16 protein-coding genes and 1 pseudogene are annotated in these 16,691 nt (G+C 70.0%); 11 read left to right on the top strand and 6 right to left on the bottom strand.

What is annotated here, in order from left to right; translation table 11 throughout:
- Positions 1-411 precede the first annotated feature (411 nt).
- The 3 genes and pseudogenes from WME98_RS12115 (at position 412) to WME98_RS12105 (ending at position 2,814) form a co-directional block, all read left to right on the top strand.
- Positions 412-1,605, top strand: a complete 1,194-nt coding sequence (locus WME98_RS12115) for a lipase family protein (protein ID WP_437951473.1) — start codon at positions 412-414, stop codon at positions 1,603-1,605.
- 65 nt (positions 1,606-1,670) lie between these two features.
- A pseudogene (locus WME98_RS12110) lies at positions 1,671-1,793 on the top strand (HAD family hydrolase); the annotation flags it as partial.
- Between the two features lie 541 nt (positions 1,794-2,334).
- Positions 2,335-2,814, top strand: coding sequence for a YbhB/YbcL family Raf kinase inhibitor-like protein (locus tag WME98_RS12105; RefSeq protein ID WP_437951472.1), 480 nt, complete (start codon positions 2,335-2,337; stop codon positions 2,812-2,814).
- 74 nt (positions 2,815-2,888) lie between these two features.
- Here the strand turns inward: WME98_RS12105 and WME98_RS12100 are convergent, their stop codons facing one another.
- Positions 2,889-3,257: an MmcQ/YjbR family DNA-binding protein gene (locus tag WME98_RS12100; protein ID WP_437951471.1), complete on the bottom strand. Its 369-nt coding sequence runs from the start codon at positions 3,255-3,257 to the stop codon at positions 2,889-2,891.
- A 371-nt stretch (positions 3,258-3,628) separates the two neighbouring features.
- On the opposite strand from WME98_RS12100, the gene WME98_RS12095 reads away from it, so the two are divergent.
- Complete coding sequence (locus tag WME98_RS12095; RefSeq protein ID WP_437951470.1) at positions 3,629-4,321, top strand: hypothetical protein; 693 nt, start codon at positions 3,629-3,631, stop codon at positions 4,319-4,321.
- 103 nt (positions 4,322-4,424) lie between these two features.
- On the opposite strand, the gene WME98_RS12090 is transcribed toward WME98_RS12095, so the two are convergent.
- Positions 4,425-5,972, bottom strand: a complete 1,548-nt coding sequence (locus WME98_RS12090) for a sigma-54 interaction domain-containing protein (RefSeq protein WP_437951469.1) — start codon at positions 5,970-5,972, stop codon at positions 4,425-4,427.
- 176 nt (positions 5,973-6,148) lie between these two features.
- On the opposite strand from WME98_RS12090, the gene WME98_RS12085 reads away from it, so the two are divergent.
- The 7 genes from WME98_RS12085 to WME98_RS12055 all read left to right on the top strand — a co-directional run bounded on the left by WME98_RS12085 (position 6,149) and on the right by WME98_RS12055 (position 13,149).
- A complete protein-coding gene (locus WME98_RS12085) occupies positions 6,149-7,384 on the top strand; it encodes an RtcB family protein (RefSeq protein WP_437951468.1) in 1,236 nt (411 codons plus the stop codon).
- On the top strand, positions 7,381-8,034 hold the full coding sequence (locus tag WME98_RS12080; RefSeq protein WP_437951467.1) for a peptide chain release factor-like protein: 654 nt from the start codon (positions 7,381-7,383) through the stop codon (positions 8,032-8,034). The genes WME98_RS12085 and WME98_RS12080 overlap by 4 nt, the downstream gene beginning before the upstream one ends.
- A gap of 17 nt (positions 8,035-8,051) precedes the next feature.
- Positions 8,052-8,198: a glutathione S-transferase N-terminal domain-containing protein gene (locus WME98_RS12075; RefSeq protein WP_437951466.1), complete on the top strand. Its 147-nt coding sequence runs from the start codon at positions 8,052-8,054 to the stop codon at positions 8,196-8,198.
- The gene (locus WME98_RS12070) at positions 8,173-8,433 is read left to right on the top strand and encodes a hypothetical protein (protein WP_437951465.1); all 261 of its coding nucleotides are present in this window, start codon (positions 8,173-8,175) and stop codon (positions 8,431-8,433) included. The genes WME98_RS12075 and WME98_RS12070 overlap by 26 nt, the downstream gene beginning before the upstream one ends.
- Before the next feature lie 132 nt (positions 8,434-8,565).
- Positions 8,566-8,853, top strand: coding sequence for a hypothetical protein (locus tag WME98_RS12065; RefSeq protein WP_437951464.1), 288 nt, complete (start codon positions 8,566-8,568; stop codon positions 8,851-8,853).
- A gap of 208 nt (positions 8,854-9,061) precedes the next feature.
- Entirely contained in the window at positions 9,062-10,543 is a 1,482-nt protein-coding gene (locus tag WME98_RS12060; protein ID WP_437951463.1) for a hypothetical protein, read from the top strand.
- A 461-nt stretch (positions 10,544-11,004) separates the two neighbouring features.
- Entirely contained in the window at positions 11,005-13,149 is a 2,145-nt protein-coding gene (locus WME98_RS12055) for a family 43 glycosylhydrolase (protein WP_437951462.1), read from the top strand.
- A gap of 130 nt (positions 13,150-13,279) precedes the next feature.
- Here the strand turns inward: WME98_RS12055 and WME98_RS12050 are convergent, their stop codons facing one another.
- From WME98_RS12050 to WME98_RS12035, 4 genes are all read right to left on the bottom strand, one after another.
- A complete protein-coding gene (locus WME98_RS12050) occupies positions 13,280-14,722 on the bottom strand; it encodes a DUF2252 domain-containing protein (RefSeq protein WP_437951461.1) in 1,443 nt (480 codons plus the stop codon).
- A 90-nt stretch (positions 14,723-14,812) separates the two neighbouring features.
- Positions 14,813-15,601, bottom strand: coding sequence for a hypothetical protein (locus tag WME98_RS12045; RefSeq protein WP_437951460.1), 789 nt, complete (start codon positions 15,599-15,601; stop codon positions 14,813-14,815).
- A gap of 176 nt (positions 15,602-15,777) precedes the next feature.
- Positions 15,778-16,191: a hypothetical protein gene (locus WME98_RS12040; protein WP_437951459.1), complete on the bottom strand. Its 414-nt coding sequence runs from the start codon at positions 16,189-16,191 to the stop codon at positions 15,778-15,780.
- 40 nt (positions 16,192-16,231) lie between these two features.
- A complete protein-coding gene (locus tag WME98_RS12035; protein ID WP_061626928.1) occupies positions 16,232-16,636 on the bottom strand; it encodes a hypothetical protein in 405 nt (134 codons plus the stop codon).
- Between the last annotated feature and the right edge of the window lie 55 nt (positions 16,637-16,691).

The following is a 16,691-nucleotide window of genomic DNA, read 5'->3' as shown; positions in this document are numbered from 1 at the left end:
ATCGGCCTTCCGCGGCTAGCCGGCCGGCGCCGCGGGAGAGCGGCTGTCCATCGTTTGCGGGAGCGCCGGCGCGCGGGCCGTTCTCCGCGGTCTCCATGCGAGGCATGGTCCCTTGCGACTCTCGCCGAGGTCGACGATGCTGGGCGCGTGGCGGCGTCGGAAGCTCGTCCCACCCAGACCAAGCTCCGTGTTCGCGCGGTACGTGTCGTCCTTGACGTACACCAACACATCACGGACGAACGATATGCACACGCGGCAAACACGCTGTACACCGCGACCGCGGTGCGAGGCACGGGAGGATGAGATCTGTCGTGATCCCCGGCGGTTCCACGGTTGACCGCGCGGGGGGTGGCCCTAGGGTATATCAAGGCGCGAGAGGCGGGGTGAGCGAGCCCGCCACCGGGAGACGATATGGAGTTCACCTGTGCGCGAGGACCCGACGCCAAGGGCTCCACGGAGCACCTCAAGGGGCTCGGACGGCAGTTCGAGATCGATTTCGAAAACATCCTCCAGTGCGAGATCGCGAGCGACACGGAGCTCGTCGAGCGTCTGGTGAACAATACGAGGAGGTACGATCAGAAGGCCGCCGCCCTCCTCTCCGCGGCCTCCACGTGGGCCTACTCGGATGCAGACACCATGGCCAGGATGATATGCCTCCGTGGTATCCCGAACAATGAGACTGTATCCATGCATCTAGAGAATGACGCGCTCTTCCTGGACACCACTGCGCACGTCATCCAGAGCCAGTGCGGAGAGCTGGTGATCGTCTGCTTCGGGGGGACACTGCCGACCAACACCATCCAGCTGCTCCTGGATGCCAGTGTGAAGACGGACCCGTTTTTCTCCACAGGGATCGTGCACGGCGGCATTTTTCGCGCCTTCCTGGGGTTGTGGCCCGGTATCAGGGTACAGCTCAAGGGCGCGCTGCTCGGATACTCGAACTGTTTCATCAACGCCATCAACGAGATCAGCCATCGCGGCTACACGGATCTGAAGACGTTCGACTTGAAGCGCTCGACGATGGAGAACTCGACGCTGCCTGGCGCCGAGGACGGCTGCCCCGCGACGGTCGGCAGAGCCAAGATGAAGGCGCTCTACCTGACCGGGCACAGCCTGGGCGGAGCGCTGGCCGTCCTGGCTGCGGCGGCCATGCACACGGATCCGGTCCTCGCCCCGATCAGGGATAGGCTGTGCGGCGTGTATACGTTCGGGCAGCCGATGGTCGGTGACGAGGTATTCGCCAAAACATTCGGATCCATGTTCGGGGACCGGCTCTTCCGGCATGTTTACCGGAACGACGTCGTGCCGCACCTGCCGCCGCGGACGGTGGGGTGGTTCACGCACTTCGGACAGGAGTACACGCCGTCGCTCGCCACATGGAAATTCAGGAACACGCGCGCATCTCAGACGTGGTTCGGGCTGTACGCCCTCGCGATCGGCGCGGCGGCCTGGATCAAGGACCAGGTCCCGTTCTTGTCCAAGGTGTCCCTGCCCTACTCGCTGGGCGATCACAACCCGCTCAACTACCTGCGCACCTCGCTGCAGTCTTTCCCCGGCGCCGAGTTCGGTCCCCTGAGCAGGGCGTGCCCCACGCCAGACGGATAGTGAGCCGAGTGCGACAGGCCAGCCGGGCCCGCGCCGCTCGTGCGGGCTGGACGATGTTTATGTCCGGCGTCGGGTTGCTCTCCGGCGGGTATGGGCAGGACGAGCTGCTCGAGGCGGGGGCCTACCGGGTGCACCGCGACCCCGCGGAACTCGGCGCCTCGCTCGACGAGCTCGGCGTCCTGCCCTGAGGAGCGCCCGGCGGAGGCATTCCGCGCGGGTCGGCTTCCGCGGCGGGCGCGACGCCGCCTCGCTCGGCTGGCCCGGCGCGGGCAGCACCTGGCGCTCGTAGAAGCGCAGAACCCTCGGCTGGTCCGGCCCGAACAACAGGCCGTGCCTGCGCTTCGATTGTCCCGAGCGCCCCTTGCCATGCTGCTGCGCGGCGCCAGATCGAGCGCGACTTCGAGAGATAGCGTCCGCACCGAGGCCACGATGCGGGGGCGCGAAGGTCTGGCCGAACACGGAAATCAACCAATGCCCCTCGAGCGCTATCGACGCACCCGCATGGTGCTCCTCTCCACGACGAGGTTCGCGCGCTGCTTGAGCGCACGGCGACGGAGAGCACGCCGGAGCCTGAGGTAGGCTCTGAAGCCTAGGAGATCTCACGTGTCCACTTCGTCCGCTCGGGTCCGGCAGGAACAAATCTGGGCACGCGTCCTCTCGCGCCTGCTTCGCACGTTGATCGCGCTGCTGTGGCCGCTCTGCTCCTGTAGCCCCGCTGGAGGTGCTCTCATGACGCTCTCGCTACGATCTCCCGACTTCCACGATGGCGGCGAGATCCCGATCAAGTACACCTGCGAGGGCGACGACGTGCCGCCCGCGCTTGCATGGTCGGGTGTCCCCGCCGGAACGAGGAGCCTCGCGCTCATCGTCGACGACCCCGACGCGCCCGATCCGCGCGCACCCAAGACGACGTGGGTCCACTGGGTGCTCTACGACATCCCGCCAGACGCCGGCGGCCTGCCCGAGGGCGCGCGCAAGGTCGATCTACCGGCGGGCACGCGCGAGGGGCGGAACGACTGGAAGCGCACCGGCTATGGTGGCCCGTGTCCGCCGATCGGCCGGCACCGCTACTTCTTCAAACTGTATGGACTCGACACGGTGCTGCCCCAGCGCGATGGGCTCGCGAAGGCGGAGCTCGAGAGGGCAATGGAGGGCCACATCCTCGCGCGCGCCGAGTTTGTGGGGACGTACCAGAAGAGGGGCACGTAGAAGACCGATTCGTGACCTTGACCCTTCTTTTTCGGCTGCATGAACACGGCTTCCATGGTCGCCTCCTGCGCGCCTCAGGGGCGCTGCCGTCTCGGCTTCGCGGGCGGGCGCTGGTCGAGCTGCTTCACCAGGGTCTTCGGCGCCTTGAGGCGCCACGCTCGCTCGAGCCGCATGCGGCACTCGGGCGCGCGCAGCGCCGACAGCCGCGCCAGGACCGCCGGATAGCCGCGGTAGTGGTCGGTGATGAAGTAGATGTCCGGCTGCGTCTCGATCAGGAATTCCTGCTCGTCGACGCTCTCGAGCTGGAAGACGACGGACTGGCCGTCCTCCTTGAGGCGCACGAACGCCTTGCCGCGGACCTTGAGCGCGGGCGTGCGGAACCAGACGTCCTCCACCACCTCCGGCAGCGCGAGGCCGAGCTTGCAGAGCTGCTCCCAGTTCATGGCTCGTCGAGGTCGCTCACGTCGGGCTGCCCGCCTTCCCGCCGCGGCGGTGGCACGCCACCTGCCGCCGCGGCTCCTGAAGGGAACACGAGCGGCCATCGAGAGTCCAGATCGATGGGCGGCCCCGGCGTGCTCGCGGCGTGCCCCGCGGCGTGCGCCGTGCCAGGGGCCGCGCGAAGCGCTGCCGGGGCCGCTCCCGCTCGACGCGCCCAGGCGCGCGCCACGTATGGCAGATTCGCACATCGATTGGCCAATTTGCGCTATAGAATGTGCGAATGTGACCTGGCACCCCCGCGCGGGGGAGCCCAAGATGCGCCGCGCGAGGTGCTTGGATGCACGGGGGACTGCGGCTTTCTTGGAGGGGTGCGCTGATGTTGAGCGCTGCGCTCCTTGGGGGCTCGGACGGCGCCGGCAGCGGTACGGACAGCCGCTCAGGCGCGCTGGGCGGCCAGAGCGGCGGCGTGCTCGGGGCGTGCACGGCGCGCTCGGAGATCGTCGGCGTGGAGGACGCCTCCCGGCTCGGCTTCTCGGCGAACGACGTCGTCTCCGCCATCTCCGGCGCGCGCTCCGCCACGCTCACGTGGGCGGCGGGCGGCAGCACGACAGTGACGGTCGCTGCCGGCGCGCCGCTCGCCGCGCGCTTCGTCCGCTTCACGAGGTCAGCGGTCGAGGCCACTGCGGGGGGCGATGGGCCGCCCGACGACCCGGTAGACCTCAGGGCGACGGGCTGCCCCGGCGGCGATCCGCTCCTGGAGATCGACGTCCCGCTGCGCTTCTCGACGGAGGACGGCGCCTTCGCCGACTCGTTCCCGGTCACGCTCCGGGCCGTGCGTCGCGACGCTGTCGCGTACATCCACGTGATCCATCCCTCTCACATCCAGGGTTCATACCGGATCAGCGGGGTCGACCCCGCGGAGGTCGATGACGTGCGGCTCGTCCTCTTCGGCACGATCCGCAGCAGGATGATCACCGGAAAGCTGCAAGGGTTGGCCCCAGGAAACCCGAACGGGACCGGCGAGGGCCCGGGCACGCGCGGGCGAAGGCTCGACGTCGCGGAGTTCTGATCGTCGCCGAGCTCGGAGGCGCTCCGCCGGCGATCGTGGCGCGATCCGGAGCCATGATGGCTGCTCGCCCCTCGCCCGCGCTCCCGCGCCTCACGCCGACGGATCAGGCCGCCTCGTCTCCGCGGAGGCCGTATGCCGCCATCTTGCGCTTGAGCGTGTTCCTGTCGATGGCGAGCGCGCGCGCCGCGCGCGAGATGTTGCCCTGATGCACCCTGAGCGCGCGCCCGATCGCCGCGCGCTCGGCCGACGCCACCGCCTCCGCGAGCGGCGCGACCTCCTCGCCCCCGGTTTCCCCCGCCGGCCCCCGCGCGACCCCGCCCGCGCCGCCCGCCGGCCCCGCGGCCGCCGCAGCGATCTCCGGCGCGAGGTCGCCGACGTCGACCGTGTGATCGCAGAACACCCCCCACCGGTGCACCTCGGCGCGCAGCTCGCGCACGTTGCCGGGCCAGGCGTGCTGGTACAGGCACCGGAGCGCGTCGCGCGTCACCTCGAGCCCGCGCCCCTTGCGCCGCGCCCGCACCTCGTCGAGGAACGCGTCGACGAGGATCTCGATATCCCCTCCGCGGGCGCGGAGCGGCGGAACGTCGATGATCGCGCCGCGGAGCCGGTAGTACAGATCCTCGCGGAACGTCCCTTGCTCGACCATCTTCGCCAGGTCGCGGTGCGTGGCCGCCACGACGCGCACGTCGATCTCGATCCGGGCCTCGCCGCCCACCCGGCGCAGCGTCCCGTCCTGGAGCACGCGCAGCAGCGAGGCCTGCACCCGCGGCGACAGCTCGCCGATCTCGTCGAGGAACAGCGTGCCGCCGTGCGCCTGCTCGAACACGCCGCGCCGCCGCCCCGCGGCCCCGGTGAAGGCGCCCGCCTCGTGGCCGAACAGCTCGCTCGCGAGCACGCCCTCGGCGAAGACGCCGCAGTTCTCCGCGACGAACGGGCCCCGGCCGCGCGGGCTGTGCTCGTGGATCGCCCTGGCCGCGAGCTCCTTGCCGGTCCCCGTCTCGCCGACGATCAGCGCCGGCACGTCGGTCGCGGCGACCCGGGCGATCCGGGCGCGGAGGGCGCGCATCGGCTCGCTCTCGCCGACGAGCACGGCGTCGCGGGTGCGCGCCTCGGCCCGCAGGCGCACGACCTCCTCGCGCAGCGCGCGGATCTCGGGGAAGCCCTCGATGTCCAGCCGGACCTCGCGCACCGGCCGCGGGTGCGGGTGCGGCACGAACGCCGCCGGGATCACCTGGAGCATGCGCGCGGGCAGGATCCCCGCCTGGACCAGGATGACCCAGAGCGTCTGCGCCTGCGGCGTGCCCGCCGAGAGCAGGACGTCCGTCGCCCACGCCGCCTGCGGAAAGGCGCGCTTGAGCTGCGCCGAGAGCTTGCCGAGCGCGCGGAAGAGCTTCGCGTGGTCCGACGGGTCGTCGACGTCGACCACGCGGAGCTCGACGCGCGCGGCGCGCGCCCGCGCCCGCTCGACGAGCGCCCGCGACGGCGCCTCGCCGGCCGGGATGGTGAGGATCACGATCGCGTCGTAGCGGCTCTCCTCCTGGTCGAGGAGCCGCAGCACCGGCCCGCGATCGCCCTCCGCCCGGCGGCCGTGGTGCGCCGGCGCCGGCCCGAGCGTGCCCGCGTCCGACCAGGTGAGGAGGAGGCGATTCACCGGTGCACCGTACACCAGCGGTGGTGCGCCGTGCACCATGTTGTCTGGTGCATCGTGCACCAGGTTGAAGCGATCTGCCGGCGCAGGGGCGGGTCGCGCGCTGGCACGGGAGCCGCAAGGATCCGCCGCGTTCCCCCCGCCGCCCGCCTCGGGCGCGCGCCCGCCACGGAGATCTCATGAAAGCGCCCGCCGACAGCGTCGTTCTCCCCGCCCACGCCCGCCTGGTCGCCCGCGACGACGTCTGGCTCGAGGGCAACGCCGTCCAGCAGCTCGCGCGCGTCGCGGCGCTGCCCGGCTGCGTCCGCGCCGTGGGCATGCCGGACCTGCACGCGGGGCGGGGCATCCCGATCGGCGCGGCGTTCGCCTTCGCGGACCGCGTCGTCCCGCAGCTCATCGGCGGGGACGCCGGGTGCGGCGTGCGGCTCGTCGCGACGTCGATCGGCCGCGTCTCGGCGGACGTCCTCGAGCGGCGCGCCCGGCAGGCGATGGAGGACGATCCGCTGGCCGACTGCGACCCGGCCGCCGTGTTCGAGCAGGTCTGGCGGCGCGGCGCGCGCGGGCTCGCCGAGGTCGACGGGGTGCCCGAGGCGCTCGCGCAGCTCGCGGCGGCGGAGCCGGAGGACGGCCTGCGCCCGAGCGGCGACGCCTCGCCGTACCGCGCGGGGTACGAGGGGGCGCTCGGCTCGGTCGGCGGCGGGAACCACTTCCTCGAGATCGCGCGCGTCGGCGCGCCGCGGGACCCTGCGGCGGCGGCGGCGCTCGGCCTCTCCGCCGGGGATCTCGTCGTCCTGGCCCACTCCGGCTCGCGCGGGCTCGGCGGCGCGCTCGGGCAGCGCTGGGGCGACGCGGTGCTCGAGGGCGACGCCGCCGAGCCGTACCTCGGCGAGCTCGCCGGCGCGTGCCGCTTCGCGCGGGCGAACCGGCTCCTGCTCGCCTACCGGATGCTGCGCGCGCTCGGCGCCGCGCGGGCGTCGAAGATCGCCGGCGGGCTCGACCTCACCCACAACGACGTCGCGCGGGAGATCGTGGGCGGCGAGCCGGCGTGGGTGCACCGGAAGGGGGCCGCGCCCGCGCGGGGCAGCGACTTCACCGTGGTGCTCGGGTCGCGCGGCGCGCCGTCGTGGGTGATGCGCTCGAGCGACGCGGAGGCCGGGCTGCGCTCGGTCGCGCACGGCGCGGGCCGCAAGATGGGCCGCAGCGAGGCGCGCGAGAAGATCGCGGCCCGGTACCGGCGGCGCGAGCTCGCCCGCACCGAGCTTGGCGGCCGCGTTGTGTGCGACGATCCGGCGCTGCTGCTCGAGGAGCACCCGGACGCGTACAAGCCGATCGCGCCGGTGATCGAGAGCCTCGTGGAGGCCGGCCTGGCGACGGCGGTCGCGCCGCTCGTCCCGGTGATCACGGTGAAGCGATGAGCCGGTCGTGGGTGCAGATCAGCGCGGGGCGGGGGCCGGTCGAGGTGCGGCGGTTCGTGGCGCGGCTGGCCGAGCGGATGGAGGGGCTCTGCCGGGAGCGCGGGCTCGCGGTGGTCGACGTGACGGTGCACGGCGACGAGGGCGCGCCCGCGTCGGTCGAGATCCTGGTGGAGGGCGACGCGCGGCGCTGGCTCGAGGGCGAGATCGGGACGCACGCGCTGATCGAGAGGAGCGCGGACCGGGGGCGGGCGGCGCGCAAGCGGTGGTTCGCGGGGGTGGAGATCCACCCCGCCGGGGCGGACGCGGGCGCCGGGGCAGGGGAGGGCGTGGATCTGCGGGATATCGAGATCTCGGCCTGCCTGGCGGGAGGGCCGGGGGGGCAGCACGTGAACAGGACGCGGTCGGCGGTGCGGGTCCACCACCGGCCGAGCGGGATCACGGTGCGCGTCGCCGACGAGCGCTCGCAGCGCGCGAACGTCCGCCGCGGGGTGGAGCGCATCGCGGAGCGGCTGGCGGAGCGCGCCGCGCGGCGGGCCGCAGAAGGGGAGGCCGCGCGCTGGAGCGAGCACGACCGGATCGTCCGGGGGGAGCCGGTGAGGACGTACCGGGTGGGGCGGAAGAGGGCGCTCGAGGTGGCGGGGGCGCGGTGAGGGGAGGCGCCCGCCCGATGGGCAAGCTGCCCTTGCTCGTCGACGGCGGCACCGTCGTCACCGAGTCCGCGGCGATCGGCCTCTATCTCGCGGATCGTTATGCCCCGGGCCGCCTCGCGCCGAAGCTCGAGCGCGACGATGGAATCGGCCATCTCTGGCCGTGACTTCGTCCTCGGCAAGGAGTTCTCGATGGCCGACGTCATCTTCGGCGGCACCATCGCGTATATGCTTGACGTCAAGATGCTCGAGCCGCGCGCGATCGCGCGCTGCATCCGCGCTCGCCCCGGACGACGACACGTTCAGCGCAGTCAGTCCACGTCCTCGGCGAAGGCTCGCCGAAGATGTCTGCTATGCGTTGCCTCCCGGGTGGAAAGCCGTCCGGGGAGGCGCGTCGGTTAGGGGCATGGCGACGAGCAGACGTCATGCTCGATCTCGAGATGCCCGTACCACCAGAGGTAACGGAGCATCCGCCCGACGGCGTGCCCGCTTGAGCGACAGCACATCTATCATGATCTGAACGTTCTGCAGGGGTTGCTTCATATCACCCGCGACAAGGGAATCCCCTTCATCGATCGGATGGCCTCCAGCGCCGCGTGGGTAGAGAACATCGGGCGAGCACAGGCCAGCGCCTTCTACGTGGACGGCGACGCCACGCGCGCGAACGAGGAGGGGGCGAGGGTGCTCGCCACGCTCGTCGTCGAGGGCGTCGGACGCAAGCTCCGGAGCTCGCCGTGCGGCAGCCGCGTCGGACCTGCATCGATGCGGATGGGCTCCAAGGAACCGGCGGCCGTGAGCTCGTCGCCGGGCCATTTCGGTTGACGGCGCCGTTGTGAACGCTCACAATTGTTCTCGAACTGTGGACCAGGATGTGCACGCCTCGCCCGCTCGAGCGCCGGAGCACCTCACGCTAGCGCCCATCGGCGCAGCAACTACGCGCGAACCGAGGAGCGAGATGGCACGTTTGGGAAGCAGCTCGAGAGCGCGATTCCTAGTGGCGCTCTTATGGACTAGCGGGTGCAGCGACCCGGTGACGACGACCGGCAGAGACGCAGGACCCGACGGCGAGCCCCCCGCGTGCTCCGAGGGCACCTGGGATCACGATGGCGATGGCGCGACGAGCTGCGTCGCATGGACAGGCTGCACCGCAGGCACCTTCGCGAGCGCCGAGGGCTCGCCTACGGCGGACCGGCGGTGCACGGCGTGCCCTGAGGACACCTTCAGCGACACGATGAACGCGCCGAGCTGCAGGATGCACACGCCCTGCGCGCCTGGGACGACGCAGACCGCGCCTGGGACGAGCACCACGCCCGCGCAGTGTGACGCCTGCTCGCCGGGCACGTACTGCGCAGGCGGGGCCGCCGCGCCTGTCGACTGCGCGGACGGCACCTGGGACGACGACGCCGATCCCGCAACGACATGCGTAGCGTGGACCGACTGCGTGCCAGGGGAGCTCGTCGGCACGGAGGGGAGCAGCACCACGGACCGCAGCTGCCTCAAGTGTACGAACGGCGAGCACACGGCCTCGATGAACGCGAGCAGCTGCTCCCCGGGTGCCTGGGTGCTGAGCTACTTCGGGCCGCATCAGGACGTGCCGAGCGATTCGCTGCACCTCGCCTACAGCACCGACGGGCTTCACTGGTCGACCCTCGCCGATGGACAGCCCGCGTACCAGCTCACCGGGATGGGAACGAATCACATCCGAGATCCGTTCCTGTTCCGCAAGAACGATGGCACGTACGTCTATATCGCCACGGACTGGACGCTCTCGAACAACGACTCGAACTACTGGAACAACCCGAGCTCCAAGATCTTCGTGGCGGACTCGACCGATCTCATCACCTTCACGAATCCCCGGTTGATCACGCTCACGAACCTTCCGGGCCCCGGGGCCACCCCGATGCACGCCTGGGCCCCGGAGGCTTACTACGACCCCGATCGTAAGCTCTATGCGATCATCTGGTCCGGAAACGACACCACGGGCGCGAACCGCATCTACGTCAGCTACACCGAGGACTTCGTCACCATCGTCAACCCGACGCCCGACGTGCTCTTCGATCCGGGCTACAGCGTCATCGACGCGACGATCACGCAATGGAACGACCGCAACTACCTCTTCTTCAAGGACGAGACGGACAGCAGCGGGAGCGCGCTCACAGGGTCGGGCAAGGACATCCAGATCGCGCGCTCCTCGACGCTCGCGCTCGATCCGGCGACGTTCACGCGATGGAGTCCGGACTACATCACTCGCGGGTCGACCCAGAGCAGGAGACGAGCGACGGAGGGACCGTTTGTCATCAAGGATCCGCGGCAGAGTCGATGGTACCTGTTCGCCGACTACTACCTGGACGGCGGTGTGTTCGGGTGCTGGAGCACGACGGATCTCGACGCGGATCCGGGCTCTTGGACAGAGCTCCCGAGCGCGCAGTACCGATTTCCGTCCGGCGTGCGCCACGCGAACGCGGTCCGGGTCACGCAGGCGGAGCTCGACGCGATCATCGCCCACTACTGAACATCCTACCGGATCCGCAGCACCTACGGCGAGGCGAGCGTGCCATTCTACGTCGCTCATCCGTGGTTACATGCCGTAATCACCCAGGGGGCCGCTCGCCCCGATGGGCAGCTCGGGAACGATTTTCTCTGGAAGGCCGTCCACGGGCTCGCCTACACGAGCGATCCGGATCTCGCGTCCTTCGAGGCGGCCGAGCTCGACGCTGTATCAAGAGCTCATCTATTCGTCGAAGGGGCCGCATGTCTACCGGGCCCTCGTCTTGACATCTCCACTGATGGTTAGGGTCTCCCCCTATCATGCGCACACCGAAATCTCCCCACCCAGCGTGCACTTCCCTCTCTGCGCCACGCGCCGCGCTCACGGCGGCAGCTTGCGCCTTCGCCGCATTGCTCGCGGTGGTCGGGTGCTCGGATGGGCCCTCGACCGACGCGCCGGACGCGTCGACCAATTCATTGCGGATCATGACGGCGGGCACAGCGCTCAGCACCTCGGAGTCCGGCGGGCGGGTGACCGTGAGCGTGGCGCTCGACGCCGCGCCTCGCGAGCCTGTCACGGTGCCGGTCTCGAGCTCGGATGCGACCGAAGGCTCCGTCTCACCGGCGACCCTCTCCTTCACGGCGGAGGATTGGAGCATCCCTCGAGAGATCACGGTCACGGGCGTTGACGATGCGGAGAGCGACGGGGACCAGAGCTTCCGCGTCCGCTTCGGGCCCTCGGTCTCCGCCGACCGAGCGTGCGACGGCCTCTTCGCGGAGTCCGCTGGCATCACGAACACGGACGACGACGGTCCAAGGACGGCAGCGATCGTCGTCAGCGACCCGTCGGGGACCCTCGCCGAGCGCGGCGCGCCCGTGACGTTCACCGTGCGCCTCGCATCGCGGCCGAGCGCGCCCGTGACGATCGCCCTCAGCGTCAGCGACACGACCGAGTCGACGCTGAGCCACGCGGACCTCACGTTCACGGAGGCGGACTGGAGCGCGGCGCAGACCGTGACCTTGAGCAGCGTCGATGACTGGCAGGCCGACGGACCTCAGCCCGTACGCGTCGTCTTCGGCTCACCGGCCAGCGAGGACCCCGAGTATGCGGCCCTCGCCGCCCCCGCTGTTCTCGAGCTCTCCAATCTCGACGACGACGTCGGAGGGGGGTACCATATACGCACGACGCACGCGGAGGACGCGCCGCTCTATGTCGCGCATTCCTATTATCACGCGATGATCACCGGCCTCGACGACAGGGCGAACAACCAGGTTCCTGCCGACTTCCAGTGGAAAGTGGTGCCCGGCCTCGCGAACCCGGACGATCCGACGCTGGTGTCGTTCGAGTCTGTGGGTTTCGGCGGTCGCTACCTGCACGTCGACAGCGTGAATTCGACCCGGTACCCGCTGCAGGATGAGGCGTCCAATCGCGCTGACGGGCTCTGGCAGACCCCGCCCGATGAGAGGAGTCACCTCCTGTGGATCGACGTGTTCACGGATACCACCACGTTCCGGAGGGACGCCACGTTCCGGATCGTGCCCGCGCTGAACGGGGATCCGACGATGGTCTCGCTGCAGTGGTACTCGGATGCGACACGTTATCTCCGACACCTGAACTACCAGATCCATGCGCACGTGCTCGACGGCACGGCGGTCGAGAGCTCGGAGGCATCGTTCGCGCTCGAACCGCTCGGCTATTTGGTCTCGCAGCGCGCTGATCCCCACATCAAGCGGCATACGGACGGTTACTACTACTACACCGCGAGCGTGCCGACGTACGATCGCATCGAGATCAGGCGCGCGACCACGATACGAGGCCTGGTCAACGCGACCCCGAAGGTCGTCTGGACGAAGCACGCGTCCGGCCCGATGGCGGCGCACATCTGGGCGCCAGAGCTACATTTCATCGACGGCAAGTGGTACATCTACTTCGCCGCAGGGAGCTCGACCGACATCTGGGCCATTCGCATGTATGCGCTCGAGAGCTCATCGGCCAACCCGATGGATGGCAGGTGGATCGAGCGAGGGCAGATCGTGACGGACTCGGACACCTTCGCGCTCGACGCGACGACGTTCGAGCACGACGGCAAGCGCTATCTCGTGTGGGCGCAGGAGGACCCCAGCGTCGTGGGCGACAACAGCAGCTTGTTCATCGCGGCCATGGCGAACCCGTGGACGCTGGCCAGCCCCAACGTGCGGATCGCCAGACCCGAGCACGCCTGGGAGACGGCGGGGTTCGCGGTCAACGAAGGTGCTGCCGTGCTCGAGCGGAATGGGCGGGTCTTCATCAGCTACTCAGCGAGCGCGACGGACGCCCGCTACTGCCTCGGCCTGCTCACGGCGAGCGCGACGGACGACCTGCTGAGCGCCAGCTCGTGGACGAAGAACGAGGAGCCAGTGTTCGTCAGCGCGAACGGGCTGTATGGCCCGGGCCACAACTCGTTCACGACATCGGCGGATGGATCGATCGACGTGCTCGTGTACCACGCGCGGAACTACGAGAAGATCACGGGGGACCCGCTCTACGACCCGAACCGTCACACGCGCGTCCAGCGGCTCGAATGGAATGCAGACGGAACGCCGAACTTCGGCGTGCCGCTCCTGAACGGCGCGAATACGATTGGCGATTGACGATTCGTAGCGGAATCGAGCTCCCCAGGCCACCATCGGCCGCCTCGTCCCCGGCAGGAGACGCCGGCGGCCCGAGCAGCTGACCAATCGCGCTCGTGCTCGCTTGCGCTGTCGCCTGCGCGCCCGCCGCTCAGAGCCCGGTCTCGGCCTGGATGCGTCCGTTCTTCACCGCGTCCGCCAGCGCTCGATGGTCGCGCTCCGTCTGATCGGCGTAGGCGATCGCGAACGCGGCGATCGCCTCGTCGAACGTGTCCGCTTTTCCGAGGTAGGCCGCGATCGCGATCCGGTCGCCCGAGCGCGCGTGCGCGCGCGCGAGGGTCCAGCCGCAGAGGCTGCCGTACGTCGCCAGCGCGACCCGATCCAGCGAGGCGATGTCCGCCGAGAGCTTCCAGTCGCGCAGCTGGCGCACGTAGAAGTCGCGCTCGATCCCGTCGACGCCCTTCACCCGCTGCCAGCCGAGGAAGATGTCGCTCGCGGCCTGCATCAGCCGCTGGCCGGCCACCACGCGCTCGCCGCTGTTGCGGTGCTCGCTCCTGCCGAGGAACCGCTCGAGGACCGACGCCTGCGCCTCCTTCGCCTGCAGCAAGAGCGGGTCCTGGTCGTCGCGGCCGAGGAGCAGGATGATCCAGGCGCGCAGGCCGACGCTCCCGATCCCGACCACCTTGTGGGCCATGTCCGCGAAGTTGTACCGCTCCAGCAGGTGCCGCCGATCGCTCTGGAGGGTGCAGCGGTAGCCGCGCAGGATCTCGCGCACCTGCTGCTCGAGCTGCTCGCGGGCCACGCCCCCCACGAGCTCATCCATCCGGACGATCAGGGGAGGATCGCTGATGATTCGCCGCCGGCCGTCGACCTCTCGCGTCAGCTTCTCGTAGGCCTGCATGCTGTCCCTCGCCCGAGCCTTGGCGACGTTGCGCTCGGTGACGTGCAACCGCTCGCGACCCACCCGCGAGCGGAACCGGTCGATGATGCGCTCGATATCGAGGCTCGCGTACCAGACGTCGAGGTCGCGGAGCGCGGCGAAGCTCCGCATCGCCTCGCGGTACTCGCGGACGGTGGCCAGGACGATCTCGGAGCGGGCCGATCTCGAGAAGCCGTTGTCGCGCCCCGCCAGCTCCATGCTGACGGCCAGCCGCTTCACGTCCCAGTCCCACGGTCCCGGGAGCGTCTCGTCGAAGTCGTTGATGTCGAACATCATGCGCCGCTCGGGAGAGCCGAACACCCCGAAGTTCGAGAGGTGTGCGTCGCCGCAGAGCTGCACCCTCAGGCGCGATCGCGTGGTGGCGGCCAGATCAGAGGCCATCACGCACGCGGCGCCACGGTAGAACGCGAGCGGGGAGGCCAGCATCCGGCCGTAGCGGATCGGCACGAGCTCGGGCACACGGGTCTTCGCTTGCTCCTCCAGCAGCGCGATCGGATCGGGCCGGTGGGGCGGCGCCCCCCAGGTCGCGTGGGTGGTGCGCGGGATCTCCGCGCGCTCCGCCTTGCCGCGGGCCGCGTGGTCTTCGGCGGAGAGGTGCGGCATCGCCCACTCCTTCGTGACCGCTGTCGATGCGTCGACGCTGTCCATCTCCATCTCCTCCGTCCCGTCTCGGTGATCGCCATCCCACGGCAGGGCGGGCGCGCCGTGAGATCCTCGCCGATCCGCCCGACGCGCGAGCGACGCTCAATCACCCATCGTGCCCATCGTGCGCCGCAGATCGAACATCGCCTGCTGGCTCACCCTCAGAGCCCCGTCTTGCGGGTGATCGAGGTCGGCGATCAACATCAGGACGATCGAGAGGCCCATGACCAGCGTCGCGACCGTGGGAGACCGGCGCGTCCTGACCAGACCGGCGTGATAACCGACGGCCGCCAGGTTCAGGACCGCGATCACGAAGAGCGCCGCCCACAGGACGCCTGGAATGCCGCCCCGGACGGCCACCTTGACGCGTGTCGCGTAGAGCTCGATCGCCCTGTTCAGCGACTCGATGAAGAGCGCCACGTCGGTCGAGCTGGGCTGGTCTCGTGCCGCGGCCTCCGCTTCTTTCCACAGCTCCCGGTGCAGCTCCTCCGAGCGCCGCAATGCCTGCTCGACGTTGCCGAGCCTCACCGCGTCCAGACGAAGCTCGACGTACTCACGCAGCATGTCGCGGACCTTGTGGCCGCGATCGCCGGGGAGCAGGCCGGCGCGCAGGTAGGTCGTCTCGATGGCGTTGGCCTCGTCGACGACGGCCTGTTTCCTGGCCTCGAAGCGGGTCGCCGCGAGTCCGAACGTGAACGCCAGGATGAGCGCCAGCAAGCCCATCGTGGCCGTGGCCAGCGCGAGCACGTGCGGCCCGTACTCCTGGTCGGAGCGGCGCAGCCGGTACACGCCCAGCCGGTAGCCGCCCTCGACGGCGAGCAGCAGGACCACGATCGTCATCCCGAAGAGCAGCCAGAGCGGAAATCGATCGAGCGGTCCACCCACGGGCATCGACGCACCTCGCTCCAATCACGGCTCTTCGCCGTCGCGAGCACAGATCCGATGCCACGCGAGGCGTGTGCGTTGTGCGAGCCTGCTTCGTGAGGATGCGCTCGGGGCGCTCGGCTGCCTTTGCGCCTTTGCGCCTTTGCGTTGAACTCTCTCTCCGGATCCCTGGTGGGGTGGAGCTAGAGCATGGATCCGGCCGGGAAGCCGACATCCACGACGAGCTCGGCGTCCGAGAACACGTCCAGCGCATCGAGGGGCTTCGTGATGCTCCTCGCGCCGTTGGCGGCGTCCACGAGCGTCACGTCAGCCGTGTAGCGGCCAGGGAGCAGCGTGGTGCTGACCTCGAACCAATCACACGGAGCGTACTCCTCCGCGACGAGGTCGCCGCCGCGCGTATAGACGATGAGCTCGGCGTCGGTCGCCCCGTAATACGAGCACAGGAGCGGGTCGGTCGTGCCCTCGATCGTGTACGCGATGGTCAGCGTCCCCGTCTCCCGGAGCGGGGGCGGGTCGTCGGCCACGACGACGCAGCCTGCCGCCGGGGCCGCGAGCGCGGCCAGCAACATCAGACTCAGCATTCTCGTCGATTGCATGGTTCTTTCTCCTCGCGGCTGCGGTCCTCTCGGGCGCAGCTCAGTCCGCGTAATAGCGGCGGCGGCGCTCGACCGGCTCGCGGTAGGCCGGGGCGCGTCGCTCCTCGTAGTACCGCGGCGGGTGATGATGATGGGGCCGCTCACGCCGGCTCCGGATGACCACCCGGCGCTCCGCCAGCACCCGCGGCTCCGATCGGAAGATCACCCAGCCGCGCGGGCCTTCGTAGTACCACGTCTCGCCGACGAGGTAGGCGTACCCGCCGCGGTAGCGCACGCTCGGATACGCGTAAATGTCCGCCGGCGCCGCCTCCACGCGGACGACAGAGTGGCCGTAGAGGCGCTCGCTCTCGCCGCCGACTGTCCAGAAGCATCCAGCAGCGGCGAGCGCGAGCGCCCACAGCGAAATCGTGGCGCCGAGGCGGCGCGCAAGCGTGCCTCGAGCCACGCGATTCAAGCAGCGATGATCAGCTTGCACGATGCGTCTACCTCCCTCCACCGCC

The organism is Sorangium sp. So ce296, assembly GCF_051529605.1.
Classification (GTDB): Bacteria; Myxococcota_A; Polyangia; order Polyangiales; family Polyangiaceae; genus Sorangium; species Sorangium cellulosum_D.
Note: the sequence above shows the minus strand (reverse complement) of the source record. Positions and strands in the feature narration are given on the sequence as shown.